A 23,180-nucleotide genomic window follows, 5' to 3' on the forward strand; every position below is an offset into this window, starting at 1 on the left:
TTATTCCCATTCGATAGTGGCCGGCGGCTTCGAACTGATGTCGTATACCACGCGGTTCACTCCTTTTACACGGTTGATGATTCTGCTGGAAATCTCGGCCAGCACATCGAAAGGTATATGTGCCCAATCGGCAGTCATGCCGTCGGTGCTGGTGACGGCACGGATGGCCAATACATTCTCGTAGGTGCGCTCATCGCCCATTACGCCCACACTGCTCACGGGCAGCAGCACGGCAAACGCCTGCCAGATTTTGTCGTACAGGCCATGTTCGCGCAGGGTGGAGATATACACGTCGTCTGCTTTCTGCAGCACGGCAATGCGCTCGGGGGTCACTTCGCCTATCACCCGAATGGCCAGTCCGGGCCCTGGGAAAGGATGGCGGCCCAGCAGATGGTCGGCAATGCCCAGCGCTCGGCCTACACGGCGCACTTCGTCCTTGAACAGAAAACGCAGAGGCTCTACCACCTTCAGGTGCATGCGCTCGGGCAGACCACCCACGTTGTGGTGGCTCTTGATGGTTACCGAAGGGCCATTTACCGATACGCTCTCGATAACATCAGGGTAGATGGTACCCTGCGCCAGGAAGTCTATCCCCTGAATGCGCTTGGCTTCAGCCTCAAACACCTCGATGAACAGGCGGCCAATGATTTTGCGCTTCTGCTCGGGGTCGCTTACGCCCTTCAGCTCGCCTAGGAACTTGGCCGAAGCATCCACGCCGTGGATGTTCAGCCCCATGTGTTTGTAGTGGTCCAGCACCTGGTCATACTCGTTCAGGCGCAGCAGACCGTTGTTCACGAAAATACAGTGCAGACGGTCACCAATGGCTTTCTGCAGCAGCACAGCTGCCACGGTGGAGTCCACACCGCCTGACAGCGCACATACCACCGAACCCTCACCAATCTGGGCCTTCAGGGCCTCCACCGTGCTCTCCACAAAGCTCTGGGGCGTCCAGGTAGGCGCGGCGCCGCAGATGTCCAGCACGAAGTTTTTCAGAATCACAGGGCCCTCCACCGAGTGGGTTACCTCGGGGTGGAACTGGATGGCATACACAGGAACCGAGGCGTGCTCATAGGCGGCCACCGGAATGCTGTCGGTATGCGCAATGATGCGGAAGGCCTCAGGCAGCTGCTTGATGGTGTCGCTGTGGCTCATCCACACCTGCGAACCCGTCGAAACCCCTGCCAGCAGGCGGCTGGGTGTGCCATTGGTGTGCAGCGCCGCACGGCCATACTCCCGTACCTGACTGGGGGCTACTACCCCGCCCTCCTGGCTGGCAAGCAGCTGGGCCCCGTAACACACACCCAGAATCGGCACGTTCATCTGGCGTTGGAGCGCCAGTATTTCCACCTTGGGGGCGCCTTCCTGAGACACCGAAGCCGGGCTACCCGACAGGATGATCCCTTTCACGTTGCCATCGGCCTCGAACTTGTGTTTGTACGAGACAATCTCGCAGTACACATTGAGCTCACGCACCCGCCGGGCGATCAGCTGGGTGTACTGGCTTCCGAAGTCAACGATAAGGATTTTCTGGTGCATGGAACACGCAACGGTGGGGTTTGGGCCGTTGGCGCCGCAAAGTTAACCCGCCAGCCTTGCGTAAACAATTTCAGTGCCGCGATTTAACCACTTCCCAATACCGGTCTGGGTAATCGGAAATCAGGCCGTCCACCCCCATTCCCATCAACTCCTGCATCCGGGGCACCTCGTTTACCGTCCAGGGAACCACACGCATGCCTTGGCGGTGGCAATCGGCAATCATCTGTGTGGTCAGCAACTCATGATAGGGGCTGTAAACCGCCGGCACAAAGCCCAAACTATCCAGGTTGGCGCGCAGGCTGACTTTGTTTTCCACCAGCAGCACCAGCGGGATACGCGGATGCGTGCGGTGCAGCACCTGTAGCGTCCACACGTCGAACGACTGCACGAAGACACGACCCGCGAAAGCCGAGTCGGCCACCACCTGTGCCAGCAGCCGGGCAAACCGCTCCGGTGTTGGCGTCAGGCCTTTGGCTTCCCATTCCGGCGTACTTTTGGTTTCGATATTGTAGAACGGCAGGGGGCGGTTCAGTACACGGGCCATGCTGTCGGCATAGTGCATCAGCCAGCCTAGTTCCGGCTTCACTGCCTTCTGCGGCTTTTGTTCGGGAAATCGGGGGTGCCCCTTCAGGCCGCAGTCCAGTGCCTGCACCTGGGCCAGCGTCATCTGATAGACGGCAGGGCCCGGCACCAGTGTATCGCTGGCTTTCCATTCGGCAGGCAGCGTGCAGATTTCCGGACTCATCCACGGCTCGTGCGACAGCACCAGCTGGCTATCGGCCGTTACTACCACATCCAGTTCCAGCGTAGTCACGCCCAGTTCCAGCGCACGCAGCATGGCAGCGGCAGTATTCTCGGGCGCCAGCCCCCTGGCACCCCTGTGGCCCTGCCAATCAAAACCAGCGGGCAGCATCGCTGCCGGAGCCTTACCCGTGCGTTCCACTTGCGTACAGGCTGAAACCCACACTCCTGCACACACTATCCACAGCCCTACTGTCCTTTTCCACATGCTTTCTGTGTTTATCAAGGTTATATCAACACGATATCCATAAGGTTAGTGGGCATCCAGCCAGTTGTCGCCAGTGCCGGTTGAGGCCACCAGCGGCACGCTCAGTTCGGCGGCGTTCTCCATGCCGTCTTTCACCAGCGCACGCACCTCTTCTACTTCTGGCTTGGGCACGTCAAACACCAGTTCGTCATGCACCTGTAGCAGCATACGGGTCTTCAGTCCACGGCGTTTCAGTTCGGCGTGCACTTTAATCATGGCCAGCTTCATGAGGTCGGCGGCCGTGCCCTGTATCGGCGTGTTGATGGCGTTCCGCTCTGCGAAAGACCGCACCGTGGCATTCCGGCTGTTAATGTTGGCCAGATAGTGGCGACGCCCGTACAGCGTTTCGGCAAAGCCATTGGCTTTGGCAATCGTCATGCAGGCGTCCATGAACGTGCGCACCGACGGATACTGCACCCAGTAGCTGTCGATGATGGATTTTGCTTCGCTACGGTCTATACGCAGACGCTGGGCCAGGCCATAGGGTGTGATGCCGTAGATGATGCCGAAGTTGACCATCTTGGCCTTGCGGCGCTGCTCGAAGGTTACTTCACTGGGGGGCACGCCAAACACCTTGGCGGCGGTGGCTTCGTGAATGTCCTGCGCCTCGATGAACGCCTGTCGCAGGGCAGGGTCGCCGGACATATGCGCCATGATGCGCAGCTCGATCTGCGAGTAGTCGGCCGACAGCAGCACGTGGTGCTCGTCGCGCGGAATGAACGCCCGGCGCACCTCGCGCCCCTGCTCCGTCCGTATCGGTATGTTCTGCAGGTTTGGGTTGTTGCTCGACAGGCGGCCCGTCACAGCCACTGCCTGATTGTAGCTCGTGTGCAGGCGGCCCGTCCGCGGCGACACCAGCGTCGGCAGCGCATCCACATATGTGCTCTTCAGCTTCGCCAGCGACCGGAACGCCAGTATGTTCTCCGGCAGCTCGTGCTCCACCGCAAGCGATTCCAGCGTCTCTTCGTCTGTGGCGTACTGGCCTGTAGGGGTCAGCTTGGGCTTGCCACCCAGCTTCAGCTTGTCGAACAGAATCTCCCCCAACTGCTTGGGGCTGTTGATATTGAACCGCTCGCCCGCCAGTTGGTAGATCTTCATCTCCAGCTGTGCCAGCTGCTTCTCCAGGTCCACTGAGTAGTTGGCCAGAAAGTCGCTGTCCAGCCGGATGCCCTCCCACTCCATGTCTACCAGCACTGGTACCAGCGGCATGTCCAGCGTGCGGTATACCTGCTCCAGCTTGGGGTCGGCCAGCTCGGGCTTCAGTATCTCGTGCAGTTGCAGCGCAATGTCGGCGTCCTCGGCTGCGTACTCGGCAATCTTTTCCAGCGGCACATCGCGCATGTTGCCCTGGTTCTTGCCCTTTTTGCCAATGAGCGTTTCGATGGACACCGGTTCGTAGCCCAGGTATTGGCGGGCCAGCGCATCCAGCCCGTGCTTGCCCTCACTGCGAATCACATAATGTTCAAGCATGGTGTCGTGCAGTTCGCCCTGCACCTCCACACCCAGCCCCTTCAGTATGCCCAGGTCATACTTGATGTTCTGGCCAATCTTGGCAATGGCGGGGTCTTCCAGCAGGGGTTTCAGCGCCTGCACGGCAGCTTCGGCATCTGCTGGGTCATTGCAGGGCAGGTAGTAGCCCTCGTGCGCCTTCAGCGCCACCGATATGCCCACCAGTTCTGCATCCAACGTGTCCAACGAGGTCGTTTCTGTATCAAAGCACAGGAACCCAGCCTTGCGTATGGCCGCCACCAGCTCCTGCCGCTGGGCGTCGGTCTGCACTATATGATAGGTATGCGGCACGTCGGCCACCGTTTTGTAGGTCAGCCCTTCCACCGGCTCGGCGGGGGCAGCAGCAGGCTTTGAGGGCGCCGGGGCATCGAACAGCGTCGGGGCGCCATTCGTCGTAGTAGGCGCGTCCTTGAACACGCGCTTCAGCATCGTTCGGAACTCCAGTTCGGTGAACAGCCGCTCCAACGCCGGGCGGTCGGGGGGCGTCAGCTCCACCGCGGCCTCGTCAAACGCTACTGGCACTTCGGTATGAATGGTCGCCAGCTCTTTGCTCATGCGGCCCTGCTGCTCGTTCTCTGTCAGCGTTTTGCGCAGCGCAGGTTTGTCTATCTTATCCAGATTGGCGAAGATGTCCTCTACTGAGGCAAACTGCTCCAGCAGTTGCACGGCCGTTTTGTCGCCCACCTTCGGCACGCCCGGTATGTTGTCCGACGCATCACCCTTCAGGCCCAGAAAGTCGGCTATCTGGTGCGGATACACCCCAAACTTGGCTTTTACCTCGGCTGGCCCATACACCTCATGGGGTTTCCCTCCCAAGCCAGGGCGATAGAGCTTCACGTTCTCCGTTACCAGTTGGGCCATGTCTTTGTCCATGGTCATCAGGTACACCTGATAGCCCTTTTCCTCTGCCCGTTTGCTAAGGGTACCCATCACGTCGTCGGCCTCGTAGCCATCCATCTTCAGACAGGGAATGCCAAAACCATGCAGCATCTTCTGCACATAAGGAATCGCATTTACCAGCGCCTCGGGCGGCGGTTCGCGGTGGGCTTTGTATTGCTCAAACTGCTGTTCGCGCAGGGTGGGCGTTTCGCTCTCGAAGCACACTGCTATGTGCGACGGCTTCTCTTTTTCCAACAGTTCCAGCAGCGTCAGCGCAAAGCCATATACGGCGCTGGTATCCAGCCCATAACTGGTAACACGCGGGTTGTTGACGAACACAAAATGCGCGCGATAGATCAGGGCCATCGCGTCGAGCAGAAACAGGCGCTTGTCGGCAGACATACCCGCAAGATAGCCCTTACTCCGAGCTTTCCTCGGCCCCGCGGTCCCGTTTCAGGGCTCCATCAGCACATCGGCCGCAATGTCAGCACGAAAGCGTACACCGTCATACTGAATGCGGGCGGCATCGGCCAGGGCCAGCTCACGGGCCTGTGGCAACGAGTCGGCCGTAGCGGTTACTGCCAATACGCGTCCACCATTGGTAACCAGCTTGCCGTCGTTCTCGGCTGTACCCGCATGAAACACCACCGAGTGCTGTACGTACTCCAGCCCGGTTATGGTTTTCCCTTTCTCGAAGTGGCCCGGATATCCTTCGCTGACACACACCACCGTTACGGCAGCCTTCGGACTGATCTTCACCTGCTTGCCCGACAGCCGCCCGGTAGCAGCCGCATGAAACAGGTCTATAAGGTCCGAATCTATTCGCGCCATGATGGACTGCGTCTCCGGGTCGCCGAAACGCACATTGTATTCCAGCACATAAGGTTCGCCATGCACCACCATGATGCCTATGAACAGCACACCTACAAACTGCTGACCCTCAACGGCCATGCCGCGCAGAGTGGGCCGTACTACGCGCTCTTCCACCCGCTGGAAAAACACATCGTCGGCGTAGAACACAGGCGATACACTGCCCATGCCGCCCGTATTGGGGCCGCGGTCGCCCTCGCCTACCCGCTTGTAGTCCTTCACGGCTGGCAGCATTACATAATCCTTGCCGTCGCACAGGGCAAACATCGACACCTCGATACCGTCCAGAAACTCTTCTATGACAACCGTAGCCCCGGCCGAACCGAAGATATTATGCTCAAACATGTCAGCCAGGGCAGCTTCCGCCTCTTCCAGCGTCTGACATATATATACGCCTTTGCCCGCCGCCAGTCCATCGGCTTTCACTACATAGGGTGGGCGCAGTTCTTTAAGGTAGGCACGCGCCGCCTGCTGCTGCTCTTCCGTAAAGGCACCATACCGGGCAGTAGGTATTCCGTGACGCAGCATAAAGTCTTTGGCGAACCGCTTGGAACCCTCTAGGCGGGCCGCTCCCTTGTCAGGGCCCATTACCGGAATACCAGCGCGGCGACAGGCATCCGCAACACCAGCTACCAACGGCGCTTCAGGGCCTATTACCACCAGGCCAATACGTTCGTTCAGCGCAAACTGCGCAACAGCATCCGGGTCGGTGCTGTCCAGCGAAAGGTTGGAGCCAAGAGTTGCCGTGCCAGGGTTGCCCGGCGCAACAAACAGCTTCTCGCAATGTGGGCTCTGCGCCAGCTTCCAGGCTAACGCGTGTTCGCGGCCTCCACCGCCCAGCAGCAACACTTTCATGCCCTGAAAATACATCGCCCGCCTCTCTCTTCCCCTATTCCTTGCCCTTTTCCCAAACTTTTTCGCACCAGCAGTGGTTTGTCAAAACCCTTCCGCTATATTTGCAGTCCTTTTACTAAAAGGTCTAGTGATGGAAGACAATCGCGTCTACGAAACCACCTTCATTGTGACCCCTGACCTGTCGTCGGCGGAGTACGACCAAATTGCAGAAAAATTTGGCAAGATTCTGTCTGACAACGGTGCCACGATCATCCATCGGGAGATCTGGGGGTTGAAAAAATTGGCGTACGAAATCAACCGCAAAACCAGCGGTTATTACGTGTACACTGAGTTCACGTCCGCCAATCAAAACCTCATCGCCAAGCTCGAAACCGAGTATCAGTACGATGAGCGTATCATGCGCTACCTCACGGTGAAAATGGAAAAGTTCGCCCTGGAGTACAACATCAAGCGCAAGACCAAACTGAAAAACGCCGCCAAAGCCTGATACAGCCATGGATAACAACCAAGGAAACCGCTCCAACATCGGTGCTGCTCCGCTGAACCCAGCTCTGGCAACCTCGCAGCAGGAGCCCCGCAAGAAGTACTGCCGCTTCAAGAAGGCTGGCATCAAGTACATCGACTACAAGGATCCTGACTTCCTGCTGAAGTTTGTGAACGACCAGGGCAAAATCCTGCCCCGCCGTATCACTGGCACCAGCCTCAAGTACCAGCGTCAGCTGGCCGTCGCTATCAAGCGTGCACGCCACCTGGCCCTGCTGCCCTTCGTAACCGATTCGTTCAAGTAAGCCACCAGGAGGACTACGACATGGAAATCATTCTGAAAGCCGACGTTGAGAAACTGGGGGAAAAGGACGATATCGTAAAGGTACGTGATGGCTACGCCCTCAACTACCTGATCCCGAAAGGCCTCGCCATCATCGCCTCTCCTTCCAACAAGAAGGTACTGGCCGAGAACCTGCGTCAGGCTGCTCACCGTCTGGAGAAAATCAAGCAGGAAGCTACGGTACTCGCCGACAAGCTGAAAGCTGTGAAAATTACCATCGAGACCCTCACCGGCAAAGATGGTAAGCTCTACGGCAGCATCACGCCCATTCAGATCCACAACGCACTGAAGGAGCAGGGCTACGACGTAGACCGCCGCCGCATCAGCATCAAGGAGAACATCACCGCTACGGGCACTTTCAGCGCCCACATCAACCTCCACAAAGAAGTGAAGTTCGAACTTCCTTTCACCGTGGTAGAAAAAGCTGGCGAGTAATCCTCCCTATGTAACAGAAAAAGCCCCGTAACCACGGGGCTTTTTCTGTTTTACCCCCACCTTGTTTCGCCAGGCACAGTACCCGAACTTGCATCCGTTCACAGCACTATATATGTCCGCAATCGAAAAACCCGCAAGCACCCAGTATCCCATACTTCCAGCGCTCCAACGCCGATGGAGCCCCCGTGCCTACAACCCAGAGCGCCCAGTGCCGCAGAATGTGCTTCAGAGTGCCTTCGAAGCTGCCCGCTGGGCCATGTCGTCCTTTAATGAACAACCCTGGCGCTTCATCATCGGTATCAAAGGCCAGGGTGATAGCTGGGAGAAGGTGCTCAGTTGCTACAACGACTGGAACCAGCAATGGGCGCGGCTGGCACCGGTGTTGATACTCGTAGTGGGCCGCACTACTTATACGCTGAACAACAAGCCCAACCCTACCTGGCAGTACGAGTGCGGCATTGCCACAGGGCTGCTGGTAACACAGGCTACCAACGAGCCCGGCATCCAATGTCACACGCTGGGCGGAATCCTCCCCGAAAAAGCCCGGGAGGTTTTCAGCATTCCTGCTGAGTATACACCTGTCAGTGGCATCACCATGGGTTATCAGGCTGATGGTTTTGGCCAGTTACCTGACAGCTTCCACCAGGATGAGCTGAAACCACGCACACGCCACCCGCTGGCCGAACAGGTATTCAATGGGACATGGGCCACACCCGCCAGCCTCTAAGCAGGACGTTGAGATTTAGCGACAAGGAGAAGGATACCCTTCTCCTTGTTCGTTTTAGTCATTTATGTAAGAAAGAGAAGCAGTCGATTTGTTACATGTAAATAATGATATAATTGATTGATAATGAGTTACAAGTGTATATAGTCCGCTGGGCAGAAAAGTGAATTGCCAGCCCCAAAAGACCATTATTTCGCGGCAAATCTTTTCCAATCACACCAATGAAAAAGGTACTTTTCTCTATCCTCTTTGTAGCGTTCGCTTTCGCTGCTAACGCTCAAAGCCAAATCGAACAAGGCCGTATCAGCCTGGGCGGTTCAAGCAACGCTGGCTTCAACAGCAGCCTCGAAGATGGCGGTGGCCGAAACTTCGGTCTGAATGTAATGGCGGGCTACAACTTCATCGAGAAGCTGAACGGCGGCCTGATCCTGAGCATCAACAACATGAAGGCTGGCGAAGGCGATGCCGTCACCACCTACAACATCGGCCCCTACCTGCGCTACTACTTCCCCGTTAGCGACATGATCAGCATCTACCCCCAAGCCTCTTTCGTGTTTGGTGGTAATTCTGTTGAGGGTTCAAAGAGCACCAACGCCTTCAACATTGGCGTAGGCGCTGCCTTCTTTGTTGGTGAGCAGGTATCTATCGACGCTCTGCTGAACTACAACAGCTTCAGCTCTGGCATCGAAGGCGCTGACCGCGCTAACGCAATCGGCCTGAACATCGGCGTGAACGTGTTCTTTGGCAACTAAGCCTACCGAGGTTCATCACCTCTCCGAAAAAGCCTCGCCACTGTGCGGGGCTTTTTCGTTTGTCCTAGCTAGCCGCTTGTTCGCACATCCGACAAGACCACAGTTCAAAGACCAAAGAAGAACCTACATCCGTGTTTATCCCTTACTATATGTTAAATCCACACCCCTCAACTGTTAAAATGCCGCATTAGCTGCATAAATAGGACATCGCAAACAAGATAATATGCAAAGTTAATAACCTGAATAACATACAATTAGACATTAAAACTAAACCTTCGCTAGCCAAACGCTTTTGTGAGATTCAGAAACTTCCTTACTTCGCCCCCGAATCTTTTCCAATCACACCAATGAAAAAGGTACTTTTCTCTCTCCTCTTTGTAGCGTTCGCTTTCGCTGCTAACGCTCAAAGCCAAATCGAACAAGGTCGTATCAGCCTCGGCGGTTACAGCGCTGCTGGCTTCGATCTCGGTCTCGAAGACAACACCCCCACTACTTTCGGTATCGATGCCAAAGTTGGTTACAACTTCATCGACAAGCTGAACGGCGGTCTGATCCTGGGCCTCGGTGTTGTTGACAGCGGCATCGAAGGTGCTGAGTCTGTTACCAACTGGAACGTTGGTCCTTACCTGCGCTACTACTTCCCCGTTAGCGACATGATCAGCATCTATCCCGAGGCTTCGTTCGTACTGAACGGCAACTCGATCGAAGGTTCTGAGACTGGTAACACCCTCGCAGTTGGTGTTGGCGCTGCATTCTTCATCGGCGAGCAAGTGTCTATCGACGCCCTCCTGAACTTCCGCTCGATCAGCTCTGGCGTTGAAGGTGCTGACCGCGCCAACCGCCTCGGCCTGAACATCGGCGTGAACGTGTTCTTCGGCAACTAATTCTGCCGAGGTTCATAACCTCTCTGGAAAAGCCCCGCAATGCGGGGCTTTTCGCTTTTTGGCAGCACAGGGCTGCCTTTTCATTTTTTCCCTTGTACCACTTGACTGATACAAAAAACGGTCATACATTTGCATTACTGTACTGTTACACTATTACAAACCCATGCCCGTCACCAGCCCTGCCGTCGAAGCCCGTGCATTCTTGCCCGTCGCCCGTATGATTGCGGGGCTGTCTGACACCCGTGCCGTACAGCGCTTCGCCGACGTCTTCTTTACCGAAAAGGAGAAGGAGATGCTCGCCGAACGACTGGCCATCTTTCAGCTCCTGGCTGAAGGCCACACACAACGCGAGATTGCAGCCCAACTGGGCTGCAGCGTTGTGACTGTTACCCGTGGGGCCAAAGCCTACCGCGAAAACCGAGCCGCTATCGACCGATGGCTTGGGCTCCCCGCTACCGCCCGGGGAGCCACACGCCGTACTGTCTGATTCGTTCTGTTTTCACCCCAATCCCTTCGACTTATGTTCACCTTGCGGCTCAATCTGCCGTACGGGGATGCTTTGCGCCATTATGCTCTTTTGCGGCAGGCAAACCCCACTCGCCCTTCTTTCATTCTGGAGTCACGCTCGGTCAGTGAAACCTACGGACGCATGTCGCTTGTAGGAACCCTACCAACGCTCTCTATCCGCATTCACCAGGAGGACGTCGTGCTTGAGGCTTTTGTCGACTCGGCCCTACCGATGATTGCGGCCGTACGCGAGGCCTATTACCCCTTTCTCTACCAGGAATCTCAAAATCTGTTGCGCCTGCGCATCCCCAAAGGCCCCTCCCCTGTAGACGAAGCCAACCGCTTCCAGCGCCAGAACGCAGCCAGTGTCATTTCCCTTCTGCTGAAACAGTTTCAGCACCCTGAAAAGTCGTTTGCCGGCTTCTATGGCGCGCTGGCCTACAACTTTGTCTTCCAGTATGAGGACCTGGCCGACCTGCCCGCCGACGAGACGCCCGATGCCGTTCTGCATTTTTACGACACCATCCTGCTCTACAACCACCTGACACAGGAGTGCACGCTTTACTGCACACAGGCCACCGAAGCCGAAGCCAAAAGCAAAGCCCAGTCGGTAGCCGCGCAGTTAGAAGGCGAGATACTCCCCACCACTCCCCCTTCCGTGTCTGAGATAGCTATTACGCCCTCGGCCGAAGTGTTTCAGCAACAGGTGCGGGAAGCCATACGCCTGTGCGAGGAGGGCGAACTGCTGGAGGTTGTCTTTTCGCGCGAGCTGACTGCCGCCGTCTCCGGCGACCCGCTTCAGCTCTACGCTACCTACCGCGAAATCAACCCCGCCCCCTACCTCTTCTTCTTCGACTTTGTCGACGAACAGCTTTGCGGCGCCAGCCCCGAAATGATGGTGCGCGTAGAAAATGGCCGCGTGACCCTTCGCCCCATCAGCGGCAGCGCCCCACGCGGTGCTAATGCAGTGGAAGACCATCACCGCATGTTGGCCCTGCTGAACAGTGAGAAGGAAAAGTCGGAGCTGGACATGCTCGTAGACCTCGGCCGCAACGACCTGGCGCGCGTCTGCAAGCCCGGCGTTCGGGTAGACGACTACCGCGTAATCGAGAAATATTCTGCTGTCATGCACACCGTGGCCCAGGTGAGCGGCGAACTGGCCGACCCCTACACCGGCTACGAAGCACTGGTAGCCTGCCTCAATGCGGGCACCCTTACTGGCGCGCCCAAAGTGGCAGCCATGCAGCACATTGCCCGCGTAGAAGCCACATCCCGTGGCTATTATGGCGGTGTAGTGGGTTACCTGCACCTCACAGGCGAGGTCAACACCGGCATCACCATCCGCACCGCCCACATCCGCCAGGGCCGGCTGCGCTACCGGGCTGGCGCCACCCTGCTGGTAGAATGCGACCCTGCCGCCGAGCTCCGCGAAGTAGCCCTCAAAATGGCAGCCTTCGAACGTGTCCTGAACCACTTCCAGCCTCAAAGCCATGCCGTTGCAGTATAAGCGCATCCTGCTCGTCGACAACTTCGACTCCTTCACCTACAATCTGGTAGACTACTTCCGGCGGCTGGGGTGCCACGTACAGGTGGTGCGCAACACCGTTGAGCCCGCGGCACTGGAAACGCTGGATTTTGACCTGCTGGTGCTGTCGCCCGGCCCATCGGTGCCTCGGCAGGCGGGCAATCTCATGGCCATCATCGAGCGGTTCCACCAGTCCAAGCCCATTCTGGGCGTATGCCTGGGCCATCAGGCGCTGGTGGAATTTTTTGGCGGCCGCATCCAGAAGGTAACACCGCGCCACGGCAAGGCCGAAGCCGTAGTGCACGACGGCGGCACCATCTTCGGCGGTCTGCCCGCCACCATCGAAGTGGCACGCTACCACAGCTGGGCTGCCGCACACGACGGCGTGCCCGACAGCATGGTCGTGAGCGCCCGCGCACAGGACGGCACCATCATGGCCATCCGCCACAAGTTTCTGCCCATCGAGGGGGTACAGTTCCACCCCGAAAGCGTGCTGAGCATGCAGGCCGACACTGGCTACCGGCTGCTGCAGAATGTAGTGGAAGGCCGCCTGGCCAATGGCTTTGGCGACTACCGCCGCCTCATGACGCTGTTGCAGGAAGCCGACCCCGTGCCTGCCGAAGCCTACGAGTCGCTGATCCAGAGCCTCACCCTTCACCACCTCAGTGAAGACCAGAAGCTGGTGCTGCTGGTAGCCCTCGCCTTCCGCATGCGCCAGCCACAGGCCCTGGCCGAGTTCGTGGAGGTGCTGCGCCAGCATGGTACGCTCCGCCACGACCCCATTTACCAGGCTTCCGCTATCGACATCTGCGGCACGGGTGGCAGTGGCCTGCCACGGCTCAACACCAGTACCCTCACCGCACTGCTCCTGTCTGCCCTTGGGCTGCCCGTGCTGAAGCATGGCAACAAAGCCGCCAGTGGGCGTTTCGGCAGCTTCGACCTGCTGGAGGCACTGGGGGTGCCCATTCGTCTCTCCGAAAGCGACATCCGAGCCCGCTACGAGCGCAGCAACCTTGCCTTCCTCTTTGCCCCGGACGCCCACCCTGTGATGGGGCAGTTTGCCGGCAGCCGTGCCCGTATGGGCATCCCCACGCTCTTCAACGTGCTGGGGCCACTCCTCAGCCCCTATAACCCCACACGCCAACTTATCGGCACTGCGTTCGAGCAATATGCCGAACTGATGCTCGAAACCGGCATTCTGCTGGGCAAAGAACAGCTGTATGTGGTGCGGGGAGGCGAGGGGCTCGACGAAATCTCTGTCTCGGCCCCCACCTCGGTATGGGCATATGAACAGGGGGCGCGTCGGCGCTATACCCTTACACCCGAGGCTTTTGGTATACAGCCTGTGGCCCAGGACGACCTCCGCGTAGACACGCCCGCCGACAGCATCCGCATCGCCCGCAACATTCTGGCTGGCAAGCTGGATACCGAGCACTATAAGCTGGTGGCCGCCAACGCCGCCTTTGCCTACAGCCGCTTTGGCGGAATGGCTGGCGAACCCCTGCCACTCGACCGCTGCTACCGCCAGATGGAGGAAGCCCTGCGGGCAGGCGTAGCCGGACAACAACTACAGGAGTACATCACCCAAGCTGCCACCATGCAGGTAGCCTGACCCACATGCGCACCTACCTCGACCATATTCTGGCCCACAAGCGACAGGAAATAGCCGGGATGTATGCCCGCTACGACCTGTCGACGCTGCGCGAAACCGCAACTGTTACCGATGGCCGTTTCTACCGCAACCTGTTGCAAACGAAAGCCGCAGGCCGTCTGGGTCTCATCGCCGAATACAAGCGGCGCAGCCCCAGCGTCGGCGCCATAAAGGAAGATGCCCCGATAGAAACTCAAGTGCAGGCCTACCTGAATGCTGGCGCACAGGCCATCTCGGTGCTGACAGACCACACCTTCTTCGGCGGCAGCTTTGACGATCTCCGTACAGCCGCCGAGCTGGCCGAGCCCACCGGGGTTGCCATCCTCTGCAAGGACTTCATCCTCGACCCCATTCAGATTCTGCTGGCCCGCCAGTATGGCGCACATGCCGTGCTGCTCATTGCCGGCGTGCTCAACCGCCAGCAGCTGACCTCGCTGCGGCAGTTGGCCGAAAGTCTGGGCATGGGCGTACTGGTGGAAACACACTCGCAGGAAGACCTCGCGTTGATTGAGGGCATGGACTTCCCGGTGGTGGGCGTGAACAACCGCGACCTGCAAACCTTCCGGCTCTCGCTCAACCGCGCCAACTGGATAGCCCGTGCGCTGCCCGCCAGTGTGGTCCGCGTTTCCGAAAGCGGCGTAACCTCCCGGCTGGATCTCCGCATCGCTACCGACAGTACCGACGCTCTGCTCATCGGAACAGGTGTCATGCAGAACCACGCCCTTCTGGCCGACATCCAGCAGCCCGAGCCCAGACCTTATTTCCTGAAAGCCTGTGGCATACGCACACCCGAACTCCTCACAGCCACTGCGGCCGATCTCATCGGCCTCAACTTCTCGCCCGCCAGCAAGCGGCGCATAGACCCTGAAGCTCTCACTGCCACCCCGCTGCCTCCCAATGCAGTAGGTGTCTTCTTCCGCAACAGCCTGGCTGACATCCGCGACACGCTGGCCCGCCATCGGTTCCGCTTCGTGCAGCTCTATGCCGAAGAAGTAACGCCCGATTTCGTTGCCAGCCTCGACACCCAGGTGCTGCTGGCCATACGCACCGGCGACGGCCTCTCCGAAGCCCAGCTCCTGGAAACAGCCGAACACTTTGCCCCACATGTTTACGCCTTCGTCCTCGACGGCATGATACCCGGTAGCGGTCAGCCCGGTGGCAGCATTCCAGCTCACTTCCCTTGGCCTTTCCTGCTGGCAGGCGGCATCAACCAGGACACCCTGCACCGTGTGCTCCACTACCCTCACTGCATCGGCGTAGACACCGCCAGCGGCATCGAAACCAACGGACAGGTAGACCCCGCACTGATTCAGACTCTCCGTACCCGGCTCACCGAACTGACAAACTCCTCCGCATATGCCTGAAATCCTGCACCTTACCCGTCTTCGCGAAGCCATCCTGCAAGGAAATGGCCGCTTCGGCGATTTTGGGGGCTGCTATGTGCCAGAAGTGCTGCGCGGCAACATGGACGAAGTGGCTGCTGCTTTCGAAGCCGCTCGCCGCGACCCCGAGTTTCTGCTGGAGCTCCATGCCGCCTGGAACGAGTTCTCCGGTCGCCCCACGCCCCTCACGCCTCTGCCTCGTCTTTCGGCGCAGAACGGCGGCGCCCAGCTCTTCCTCAAGAACGAAGGCCTCAACCTAACTGGCGCCCACAAAATCAACCACTGCGTGGGGCAGATTTTGCTGGCCAAGCGAATGGGCCGCAAACGCATCATCGCCGAAACGGGCGCTGGACAGCACGGCTATGCCTCAGCCACCGTATGCGCACGCTATGGCATGCACTGCACCATTTACATGGGCCGTAAAGACTATGAGCGCCAGCGCCCCAACGTCTTCTGGATGGAACTGCTGGGCGCCGAGGTCATCCCGGTAGACGAAGGCGCGGGCACCCTCAACGACGCCGTCATCGCAGCCTTTCAGGACCTCATCGCCCATCCCGACGACACGTTCTACCTGCTGGGCAGTGCCGTTGGCCCACACCCCTATCCAGTCATGAACACGTGGTTCCAGAAGGTGGTGAGCGAAGAAATGCGCCAGCAGATACTGGCCCAGACCGGCAAGCTGCCCGCCGCGGTAGTGGCATGTGTGGGCGGTGGCAGCAACGCTATGGGCGCGTTCTTCGACTTTCTCGACGAGCCCACCGTGCAGCTCATCGGTGTGGAAGCTGGCGGCACCGGCACCCAACCCGGTCAGCACGCCAGCAAGCTCACCCACGGGCAGCCAGGTATCTTCGAGGGCTACCGCTCCTTCTTTTTGCAGGACGACGAAGGCAACATCTCCGGCACAAGCAGCATCAGTGCCGGGCTCGACTACTGCGGCGTCAGCCCCATTCTGGCCTGGCTGCACCAGCAGGGCCGCGCCACCTTCACCAGCGCCACCGACACCCAAACACTGGAGGCATTGAAACTCCTGGCCCGCACCGAGGGCATCATTCTGGCGCTGGAATCGGCACACGGCCTCGCGGGCGCACTACAAGTGGCGAAAGACCTGCCCAAATCGGCCTCCGTCATCATCAACGGCAGTGGCCGTGGAGAGAAGGACCTCTTCATCACCCTGCCACGCCTGCAACCCGAACAGTTTGAACACTACCTAAGCCAGCAACTGGATGCACACCGCAACCGCTGACCATACCCTGCCCCTCATGGGCCATCTCGTGATTGGCTATCCTACGCTGGAGCAGAGCCTGAACACCGCCCGTGCCTATGCCCGGGCTGGCTTTCGATATCTGGAACTCCAGTTGCCGTTCTCACACCCCACCGCCGATGGGGCGGTCATCACTCAGGCCAACCGGATTGCCATCGCCAATGGCACTACCCCCGAACAGTACTTCGCTGTGCTGCAAACGCTCCGCACCGAATTTCCAGCAACCGAAATCGTGCCCATGACCTATGCCAACAAGGTGTTTCACCTGGGCATGGAGGGCTTTGCCAAACGTCTGTGCAGCCTGGGCATAACCAAGGCCATCCTGCCCGATTTGCCCTTCGACAGCGCCGAAGCCGAACAGCTAGCAGACCTTGGCGTTTATCCAGTGCCCGTACTGGCGGCCAACGTACCTACTAACCGTCTGGCGGCCGCCCTGCACCGCGACCCACCCATGGTGTATCTTATGGCAGGCTACAAGCTCACCGGCAGCGCCTTCGGGCTGGATAACCGCCTCACCGATCTGGTACAGGCCATCCGCCGTCTGTGCCCCGAAACGCAGGTAGGCATTGGCTTTGGCATCTCCACCCGCGCTGAGGTAGAGCAGGTTACCCAGATAGCCGACTTCGCCATCATTGGCTCGGCCCTCCTGCGCGCCGCCGACGAAAACCGCCTGCCAGCCATGCTCGCCGAACTGGCCGGTTAGACAAATTCCTGACAGTCCACACGTTGCGAACACGCCCCCTTTTCAGGCGTGGGTAAGTATCCGACGCTTAACCAACTGGCCACCCCCTCTTTTGACCAATTTAAGCCTACGTACTACCCACAGACTACACTGAATATGGAAGAGCAACTGGACATCGTAACCGTCGTGAAGCAGTACCCTGCCCACCGCGGAGCCCAGGTCAGCTGGAAAGCCAAGGTCGAGCGTATCGAGGCCGACGCGGTTGTGCTGCTGGCCAAACGCAAAATCCTCGCAGACGACCACCTCGACTACCTCGTGCGCATTGAAAACCCTGCGGCCAACATGCAGGAGGGCGACAAGGTGATGGTATCCGGCACTGTGCATGGCGACTTGGCCTTTTTCCGCCAGCCCGGCCTTCAGCAGTTTTGCCTTATGCTGGAAAATGCCAAAATAGAGGTACTCGACGCGCCCGCTTCTGGTGCTGTACGCACTGAGCGCCGCGTACAGGCCGACTGACTATCCGAGGGCTACTTACCCTCGCCGCTTGATGGATTCCCTGCGGCACCGACTCCTGAAACAATGCCTGCATTAAACGCAGCATATTCTTTCAGGGGAACGGTGCCGTTGTCGTTGGGCGCCAGCGGTGCCGGGCGCACCCAGTCTATGTCGCCGCGCACCCACACGTGCACCAGCCCCAGCGCCAGTATCGCGATGAACAGCACGCCTTCCGCCAGCGCAAACCACCCCCAGCCAGCACTGCCAGTTAACAGGTCGGTATCACCCATCGCTACCGCCCAGGGGAACAGCAGCAGCACCTCCACATCGAAAATCAGGAACACCAGCCCCATCAGATAGAACCGCATGTTGAACTGCACCCAGGCGCTGCCCACGGGGTCTTCACCACACTCGTATGGGGCCAGTTTTTCGGGGTTGGGGCGGCGTGGGGCCAGCACACGGTTGGCCACAATCCCCCCCACCAGAAACACCGCACCTGCCAGAAAGAACAGCAGGGCCTTGCCAAACTCAGTAATCTGAAGTGTAGGTTCCACAGGGCTAAGTTACATTACCTGTCCAATATCAGTTGCAGCGCGCCGCGCATACTGTATTTTCGGACCATGGAACTGACTGCCGACGAGCAACGGATGATAGACGCCCTGCGGGAGAAGTTTGCCCGCTCGGGCCAGAACATGGTCTCCTATCTGGAGGGGTTGATTCACGCCCGTTACCTCACCTACTGGGATTATCTGCACCTCGACACTCTGCTGTCGCTACAGGTGCCCCGCACAGATTTCCCCGACGAGCTCATCTTCATCTGCTACCACCAGATCACCGAGCTCTACTTCAAGCTCATCCGCCTGGAGCTGGACCAACTGGCCAGTGCCGCCGACGTCACCTCCAACCCCGAACTCTGGAAGCTGCGCCTCAAGCGCGTAGTGGCGTATTTCCGTCAGCTCACCACCAGTTTCGACACCATGGTCGATGGAATGGACCCTGGCCAGTTTCTGCATTTCCGCATGTCACTCCTACCGGCTTCCGGCTTCCAGAGTGCTCAGTTCCGCGAAATCGAATTACGTCTCACTACCCTGCACCGCCTGGCGGGCGAGGCCGCTGCCACCCTGCCTGATAACACCCCCCTGGATCGGCTTTATCAGCACAGCTACTGGAAGCAGGGCGGCCGCGAACTGGCCACTGGCGAGAAAATCCTGACGCTGCGCATGTTCGAAGAGCGCTATGACCCCGAATTGCAGGCCAGCGCACAGCACTGGCAGCAGCGCAACCTCCTTTATCTCTACCGCAACGCAGGAGAGGCTGTTCGCAACGACGCCGCCATAGCCGACCTCCTGCGCCAGACCGACCTCCAGGCCAACGTCTTCTGGCGCCTGGCTCACTACCGCAGCGCCGTGCGCTATCTCCACAAAAACCCGGAAGACATCGCCGCTACAGGGGGCACCAACTGGCAGCAGTATCTGCCGCCCCGTTTCCAGCGCGTCATCTTCTATCCCGAACTCTGGAGCGAGGAACAAATAGCCGAATGGGGCAAGGCCTGGGTCACCGAACTCTTCAAGCAACAGGTGGAGGCCAACTGGGGCACCGGCCAGCGGCCGCAATAGCAGAAAGCGCGTCCGCCTGCGGCCCGTCAGGCTGCCAATACGCTGACAGCCAACAGCAGCAGCAGCACCAGCACGAGAGTCAGAAGGCGACGCATGGCAAACTGCGGAGTTAAGAGCGCCGGCGGGGCTTCTGCCCCGGCACTCGGTAGGTTTTGGGGTATTGTTTGCGGTGGGTGGCAAACTGCGTGAAGGCCGTAGTGCCTTTGTAAGTAAGCGCAACCACCGGTGTGGTATACAGGTCCACCTTGATGCTCATGGGGATGCCACGGTTCTCGGTGAAGTTGGTGCTGGTAGACGACTTATGCCAGAACAGCTGGCGCTGCGCATCGTAATAGCTCTGGCAGGCAGGCAGATAATACCACCGGGGCGCGGGCTTACCCTTGGCAACGGGTGGCAGCCAGGCAGGGCGGCTTCCCTGGGCAAACACACTGCTGGTGACAATGGCAAGTACCAGCGCAACAAGAGCAAACAGACGGCGAAGCATGGTTCCCATTTTGGATACTGTTACAGACAACACTATTCATGCCAATCTAAAGCAACAGCACCAATTATCCCCCAAAAAGGCCCAGGAAACTTAGGCGTGTGTGTGCAGCGCCGCCGAATCAGGCACCTGCACTTCGCCAGCCCGCACGACACCTTCGGCGTCTACGGAAGCCAACACCACCGCCACCCGCTCATTTACCAGCAACGGGTCATAGGGCGCCAGCACCTTGATATAGTTGTCAGTAAACCCAGCCATTTGGCCATTATGGGGCGCTTCTTCAAACAGGACGGTGCGGGTCTGTCCACAAAACTGCTCATAGAAGTAGCGTCGCTTCTTCACCGACAGTTGCCGCAGGGCTTCGCTGCGCTCGGCCCGCACATGCGGGTACACCGAGTCGGACATTTCGGCTGCCAGCGTGTTGGCCCGTTCACTGTACGGGAACACATGCAGGTACGACACATCCAGCCCGTTCAGAAACTCATAGGTATCCAGAAACTCGGCGTCTGTCTCGCCCGGGAAACCCACAATGACATCCACACCAATGGCGGCATGAGGCATTACCGCTTTGATCTTCGCTACGCGGTCGGCATACAGTTCGCGTTTGTAGCGGCGGCGCATGGCGGCCAGAATGCGGTTGTTGCCACTCTGCAACGGCACATGGAAGTGGGGCTGAAAGCGCCGGGCCTGCGCCACAAACTCGATGATGGGGTCGGTCAGCAGGTTGGGCTCTATCGAAGACACGCGCAGGCGTGGAGCTACGCCTTCAGCTTCGTCCAGTGCCCGCAGCACATCCACCAGCTCGTAGGGGAAATCCATGTGAGCGCCATAGTCGCCTAGGTTGATGCCCGAAATCACGATTTCCTGCACACCCTGCGCGGTCAGATGCCGGGCCTGCTGCACCACGTTCTCCAGTGTTTCGCTCCGGCTGCCCCCACGGGCCAGCGGTATGGTGCAGAACGAACACTTGTAGTCGCACCCGTCCTGTATTTTCAGAAAGGCCCGCGTCCGCTCTTCCAGACTGTAGCTGGGCACAAACGTATTAACCTCACCGATGGGGCTGTGCTTCACCACAGTTGGCTGGCCCGCCTCAAAGCGCTCCAGGTGCTCGAAGAGCGCAAACTTCTCAGCTGCGCCAAACACCGCACTCACGCCCGGTATCTCGGCTATCTCCTGCGGCTTCAGCTGGGCGTAGCATCCCACGATGATGACGAAGGCATCGGGGTTCTGGCGCTTGGCCTGCTGCACCACCTTGCGACACTTCTTGTCGGCGTTGTCCGTAACCGAGCAGGTATTGATGAGGTAGATGTCGGCAGGTTCGTAAAACTCTCGCCGCGCGAAACCCCGCTCGTCAAACTGGCGGGCCAGCGTGCTCGTTTCAGAGAAGTTGAGCTTGCAGCCCAGGGTATAGTACGCTACCGACTTCATCAGAGAGCAATAACGCCAAAGTTCGGCGTTTGGTGTGCGAAGTAATTCCAATTCTGTGACGAAAGCCCACCCCACAGAAAATGAAATGCGTATGTTGCTGATAACCACCCATCCCGTCATGTTTCTTCTCACACCCATCTATCTGGGCAGAACCTTCCTGCTCATGGTGGGGCTGCTGCTTTCAGGCACACTGCATGCACAGCTTACCCCCCGCCAGACAGCCCGTATTGACAGCCTGCTGGCCGCAGCCGTCGCACCATCTGCACCCGGCATAGCAGTGGGCATTGTGCAGAATGGGCAAACCCTGTTGGTACGCACCCGTGGCATGGCCAATCTGGAACACCGCGTACCCGTTACCGACAGCACTGCTTTCAACATCGCGTCCAATGCCAAGCAGTTTACCGCGCTGCTGGTGCTGCAACAGGCCCAGGCGGGAAGGCTGCAACTGGATACTCCCCTGACCGACCTCTTACCGCAGTACCGCTTTCCCGATACACGAGCCGTCACACTAAGGCACCTTATCACCCATACCAGCGGCATACGAGACGCCTACGATCTATGGGCATTACAGGGCCGCACCTGGTGGCAGCTTTTTCTCAGCAACTCCGATGCCTGGAGCCTGTTGGCCCTGCAAACTGAACTCAACTTCCCGCCCGGCTCGGCCTACCTCTACAGCAACAGCAACTATCTGCTGCTGGCACAGGCCCTGGAAAAGACCACTGGCGAGAAATTCCCGGACCTTGCAGACCGTACTTTCGCCGCCATCGGCCTTACCCAAACCCGTTTCATCAGCAACTACATGGCGGTCGTTCCCAACAAAGCCCGCCCCTATGGCAACTGGAACGGCTGGAAGGAATACCCAAGCCTGTACCAACTGCACGGCGACGGCGGCCTGTTCTCCACCCTCCGCGACCAGTTGACATGGGAAAAACAACTGCAACAGAACCCCAGCCAGCTTCCGCCTCAGCTTCTTTCCCACCTGGGCACTGGCGCAATGGAAGTGTATGGTGCGGGTGTGATGTTCGACACCTATGGCGCCCAGCCCATTCAATACCACGATGGTAACACCGGGGCTTATAACGCTTCGTTCCTCCGCTTCCCAAAACAGCGGCTGTCAATTGTGCTGCTCAGCAACAATGGCACAGTTTCCACCAACAACATAGCCCGGCAGATAGCTGATATCGTACTGGCCGACCAGCTGGCTACCCCCCGCAACCCCACCCGCCCTGCAACTCTTGCCGCACGCCCTGCCAACGCTGCCGTTCTGGGTACCTATGCCACCACAACCGGCACCTACATTACCGTCCGCGAAGCCGAGGGCCGGCTTTTCCGCGACATCCCCGGTCGCGACCCTGTGGAGCTGCTCCACGAACAGGGCAACCTGTTCGGCTATGCCAACAACCCAGTGTTGAAAATCGCGTTCTTCCCCGACAGACGCCAGTTTGTCATCTATCACCCCACCCAGCAGCCCATCACTGGCAACCGCATGGACATTCGCCCTGCACCCACCTCTGGCTACAGCACATGGAATGGCACCTACGTAAACGCTGAAACCGGTACCCAGCTCGTTCTGACCAACATCGTGGCCGACTCCGCCCATGTTACACTCAACAGCCAGACCCGTACTGCCCGCATGCTGCTGCCAAATCTCCTGTCCTTCAGTGGTTACACGCTAACGCTTGAACCAGAAGGCCATCTGCTGCTGGCCGGCGACCGCATTCGCCGCGTACGCTTCACCCGCCTCCAGTGATTCATGGCAAAAATCAGTCTTTAGGCTGCGCCTCCTCAGAACACTTGGAATCAGTAGTAGGTAGGTTTGGAGAAACCCGCTTCT

General features: G+C 58.7%; 22 protein-coding genes. 15 read left to right on the forward strand and 7 right to left on the reverse strand.

Annotation, left to right across the window (positions count from 1 at the left end; genetic code table 11):
• The 4 genes from guaA to purD all read right to left on the reverse strand — a co-directional run bounded on the left by guaA (position 1) and on the right by purD (position 6,697).
• A complete protein-coding gene (gene guaA, locus AC2D8O_RS09435; protein ID WP_484678567.1) occupies positions 1–1,536 on the reverse strand; it encodes a glutamine-hydrolyzing GMP synthase in 1,536 nt (511 codons plus the stop codon).
• A 70-nt stretch (positions 1,537–1,606) separates the two neighbouring features.
• The gene (locus tag AC2D8O_RS09440; RefSeq protein WP_484678568.1) at positions 1,607–2,479 is read right to left on the reverse strand and encodes a glycerophosphodiester phosphodiesterase family protein; all 873 of its coding nucleotides are present in this window, start codon (positions 2,477–2,479) and stop codon (positions 1,607–1,609) included.
• 111 nt (positions 2,480–2,590) lie between these two features.
• Positions 2,591–5,374 carry a DNA polymerase I gene (gene polA / locus AC2D8O_RS09445; protein ID WP_484678569.1) on the reverse strand — a complete coding sequence of 928 codons (2,784 nt, stop codon included), beginning with the start codon at positions 5,372–5,374 and terminating at the stop codon, positions 2,591–2,593.
• A 51-nt stretch (positions 5,375–5,425) separates the two neighbouring features.
• Positions 5,426–6,697: a phosphoribosylamine--glycine ligase gene (gene purD / locus AC2D8O_RS09450; protein ID WP_484678570.1), complete on the reverse strand. Its 1,272-nt coding sequence runs from the start codon at positions 6,695–6,697 to the stop codon at positions 5,426–5,428.
• Between the two features lie 130 nt (positions 6,698–6,827).
• Here purD and rpsF point away from each other — a divergent pair, with 130 nt between their 5' ends.
• From rpsF to AC2D8O_RS09515, 13 genes are all read left to right on the forward strand, one after another.
• On the forward strand, positions 6,828–7,184 hold the full coding sequence (rpsF, locus tag AC2D8O_RS09455) for a 30S ribosomal protein S6 (RefSeq protein ID WP_484678571.1): 357 nt from the start codon (positions 6,828–6,830) through the stop codon (positions 7,182–7,184).
• A gap of 7 nt (positions 7,185–7,191) precedes the next feature.
• Complete coding sequence (rpsR, locus tag AC2D8O_RS09460) at positions 7,192–7,485, forward strand: 30S ribosomal protein S18 (RefSeq protein WP_484678572.1); 294 nt, start codon at positions 7,192–7,194, stop codon at positions 7,483–7,485.
• A gap of 20 nt (positions 7,486–7,505) precedes the next feature.
• Positions 7,506–7,958, forward strand: coding sequence for a 50S ribosomal protein L9 (gene rplI / locus AC2D8O_RS09465; RefSeq protein ID WP_484678573.1), 453 nt, complete (start codon positions 7,506–7,508; stop codon positions 7,956–7,958).
• A 112-nt stretch (positions 7,959–8,070) separates the two neighbouring features.
• A complete protein-coding gene (locus tag AC2D8O_RS09470) occupies positions 8,071–8,685 on the forward strand; it encodes a nitroreductase family protein (protein WP_484678574.1) in 615 nt (204 codons plus the stop codon).
• 218 nt (positions 8,686–8,903) lie between these two features.
• A complete protein-coding gene (locus AC2D8O_RS09475) occupies positions 8,904–9,434 on the forward strand; it encodes an outer membrane beta-barrel protein (RefSeq protein ID WP_484678575.1) in 531 nt (176 codons plus the stop codon).
• Positions 9,435–9,781: 347 nt separating this feature from the next.
• On the forward strand, positions 9,782–10,318 hold the full coding sequence (locus AC2D8O_RS09480) for an outer membrane beta-barrel protein (protein ID WP_484678576.1): 537 nt from the start codon (positions 9,782–9,784) through the stop codon (positions 10,316–10,318).
• Between the two features lie 163 nt (positions 10,319–10,481).
• Positions 10,482–10,805 carry a Trp family transcriptional regulator gene (locus AC2D8O_RS09485; protein WP_484678577.1) on the forward strand — a complete coding sequence of 108 codons (324 nt, stop codon included), beginning with the start codon at positions 10,482–10,484 and terminating at the stop codon, positions 10,803–10,805.
• Between the two features lie 33 nt (positions 10,806–10,838).
• Entirely contained in the window at positions 10,839–12,332 is a 1,494-nt protein-coding gene (locus AC2D8O_RS09490; protein WP_484678578.1) for an anthranilate synthase component I family protein, read from the forward strand.
• Complete coding sequence (trpD, locus tag AC2D8O_RS09495) at positions 12,316–13,962, forward strand: anthranilate phosphoribosyltransferase (RefSeq protein WP_484678579.1); 1,647 nt, start codon at positions 12,316–12,318, stop codon at positions 13,960–13,962. The genes AC2D8O_RS09490 and trpD overlap by 17 nt, the downstream gene beginning before the upstream one ends.
• A 5-nt stretch (positions 13,963–13,967) precedes the next feature.
• A complete protein-coding gene (gene trpF, locus AC2D8O_RS09500) occupies positions 13,968–15,365 on the forward strand; it encodes a phosphoribosylanthranilate isomerase (RefSeq protein WP_484678580.1) in 1,398 nt (465 codons plus the stop codon).
• Positions 15,358–16,626, forward strand: a complete 1,269-nt coding sequence (gene trpB / locus AC2D8O_RS09505; RefSeq protein WP_484678581.1) for a tryptophan synthase subunit beta — start codon at positions 15,358–15,360, stop codon at positions 16,624–16,626. Before trpF ends, trpB begins: the two co-directional genes overlap by 8 nt.
• Complete coding sequence (gene trpA / locus AC2D8O_RS09510) at positions 16,607–17,347, forward strand: tryptophan synthase subunit alpha (protein ID WP_484678582.1); 741 nt, start codon at positions 16,607–16,609, stop codon at positions 17,345–17,347. Before trpB ends, trpA begins: the two co-directional genes overlap by 20 nt.
• A 135-nt stretch (positions 17,348–17,482) precedes the next feature.
• On the forward strand, positions 17,483–17,842 hold the full coding sequence (locus tag AC2D8O_RS09515) for a hypothetical protein (RefSeq protein WP_484678583.1): 360 nt from the start codon (positions 17,483–17,485) through the stop codon (positions 17,840–17,842).
• Between the two features lie 11 nt (positions 17,843–17,853).
• Here the strand turns inward: AC2D8O_RS09515 and AC2D8O_RS09520 are convergent, their stop codons facing one another.
• On the reverse strand, positions 17,854–18,375 hold the full coding sequence (locus AC2D8O_RS09520; protein WP_484678584.1) for an NADH-quinone oxidoreductase subunit A: 522 nt from the start codon (positions 18,373–18,375) through the stop codon (positions 17,854–17,856).
• Positions 18,376–18,441: 66 nt separating this feature from the next.
• Here AC2D8O_RS09520 and AC2D8O_RS09525 point away from each other — a divergent pair, with 66 nt between their 5' ends.
• Positions 18,442–19,437: a tryptophan 2,3-dioxygenase family protein gene (locus AC2D8O_RS09525; RefSeq protein WP_484678585.1), complete on the forward strand. Its 996-nt coding sequence runs from the start codon at positions 18,442–18,444 to the stop codon at positions 19,435–19,437.
• A gap of 109 nt (positions 19,438–19,546) precedes the next feature.
• Here the strand turns inward: AC2D8O_RS09525 and AC2D8O_RS09530 are convergent, their stop codons facing one another.
• Together AC2D8O_RS09530 and mtaB are read right to left on the reverse strand one after the other, a co-directional pair.
• Positions 19,547–19,921, reverse strand: coding sequence for a hypothetical protein (locus tag AC2D8O_RS09530; RefSeq protein WP_484678586.1), 375 nt, complete (start codon positions 19,919–19,921; stop codon positions 19,547–19,549).
• Positions 19,922–20,011: 90 nt separating this feature from the next.
• Complete coding sequence (gene mtaB, locus AC2D8O_RS09535) at positions 20,012–21,346, reverse strand: tRNA (N(6)-L-threonylcarbamoyladenosine(37)-C(2))-methylthiotransferase MtaB (RefSeq protein WP_484678587.1); 1,335 nt, start codon at positions 21,344–21,346, stop codon at positions 20,012–20,014.
• 118 nt (positions 21,347–21,464) lie between these two features.
• Here mtaB and AC2D8O_RS09540 point away from each other — a divergent pair, with 118 nt between their 5' ends.
• Complete coding sequence (locus AC2D8O_RS09540; protein ID WP_484678588.1) at positions 21,465–23,096, forward strand: serine hydrolase domain-containing protein; 1,632 nt, start codon at positions 21,465–21,467, stop codon at positions 23,094–23,096.
• Positions 23,097–23,180 lie beyond the last annotated feature (84 nt).

The organism is Pontibacter sp. T17, assembly GCF_057219875.1.

Bases quoted from the DNA above. Each gene is read 5' to 3' on its own strand.
- guaA (WP_484678567.1), bottom strand. From the start codon at position 1,536: ATGCACCAGAAAATCCTTATCGTTGACTTCGGAAGCCAGTACACCCAG.
- polA (WP_484678569.1), bottom strand. From the start codon at position 5,374: ATGTCTGCCGACAAGCGCCTGTTTCTGCTCGACGCGATGGCCCTGATC.
- purD (WP_484678570.1), bottom strand. From the start codon at position 6,697: ATGAAAGTGTTGCTGCTGGGCGGTGGAGGCCGCGAACACGCGTTAGCC.
- rpsF (WP_484678571.1), top strand. From the start codon at position 6,828: ATGGAAGACAATCGCGTCTACGAAACCACCTTCATTGTGACCCCTGAC.
- rpsR (WP_484678572.1), top strand. From the start codon at position 7,192: ATGGATAACAACCAAGGAAACCGCTCCAACATCGGTGCTGCTCCGCTG.
- rplI (WP_484678573.1), top strand. From the start codon at position 7,506: ATGGAAATCATTCTGAAAGCCGACGTTGAGAAACTGGGGGAAAAGGAC.
- AC2D8O_RS09470 (WP_484678574.1), top strand. From the start codon at position 8,071: ATGTCCGCAATCGAAAAACCCGCAAGCACCCAGTATCCCATACTTCCA.
- AC2D8O_RS09475 (WP_484678575.1), top strand. From the start codon at position 8,904: ATGAAAAAGGTACTTTTCTCTATCCTCTTTGTAGCGTTCGCTTTCGCT.
- AC2D8O_RS09480 (WP_484678576.1), top strand. From the start codon at position 9,782: ATGAAAAAGGTACTTTTCTCTCTCCTCTTTGTAGCGTTCGCTTTCGCT.
- AC2D8O_RS09485 (WP_484678577.1), top strand. From the start codon at position 10,482: ATGCCCGTCACCAGCCCTGCCGTCGAAGCCCGTGCATTCTTGCCCGTC.
- AC2D8O_RS09490 (WP_484678578.1), top strand. From the start codon at position 10,839: ATGTTCACCTTGCGGCTCAATCTGCCGTACGGGGATGCTTTGCGCCAT.
- trpD (WP_484678579.1), top strand. From the start codon at position 12,316: ATGCCGTTGCAGTATAAGCGCATCCTGCTCGTCGACAACTTCGACTCC.
- trpF (WP_484678580.1), top strand. From the start codon at position 13,968: ATGCGCACCTACCTCGACCATATTCTGGCCCACAAGCGACAGGAAATA.
- trpB (WP_484678581.1), top strand. From the start codon at position 15,358: ATGCCTGAAATCCTGCACCTTACCCGTCTTCGCGAAGCCATCCTGCAA.
- trpA (WP_484678582.1), top strand. From the start codon at position 16,607: ATGCACACCGCAACCGCTGACCATACCCTGCCCCTCATGGGCCATCTC.
- AC2D8O_RS09515 (WP_484678583.1), top strand. From the start codon at position 17,483: ATGGAAGAGCAACTGGACATCGTAACCGTCGTGAAGCAGTACCCTGCC.
- AC2D8O_RS09525 (WP_484678585.1), top strand. From the start codon at position 18,442: ATGGAACTGACTGCCGACGAGCAACGGATGATAGACGCCCTGCGGGAG.
- AC2D8O_RS09530 (WP_484678586.1), bottom strand. From the start codon at position 19,921: ATGCTTCGCCGTCTGTTTGCTCTTGTTGCGCTGGTACTTGCCATTGTC.
- mtaB (WP_484678587.1), bottom strand. From the start codon at position 21,346: ATGAAGTCGGTAGCGTACTATACCCTGGGCTGCAAGCTCAACTTCTCT.
- AC2D8O_RS09540 (WP_484678588.1), top strand. From the start codon at position 21,465: ATGTTTCTTCTCACACCCATCTATCTGGGCAGAACCTTCCTGCTCATG.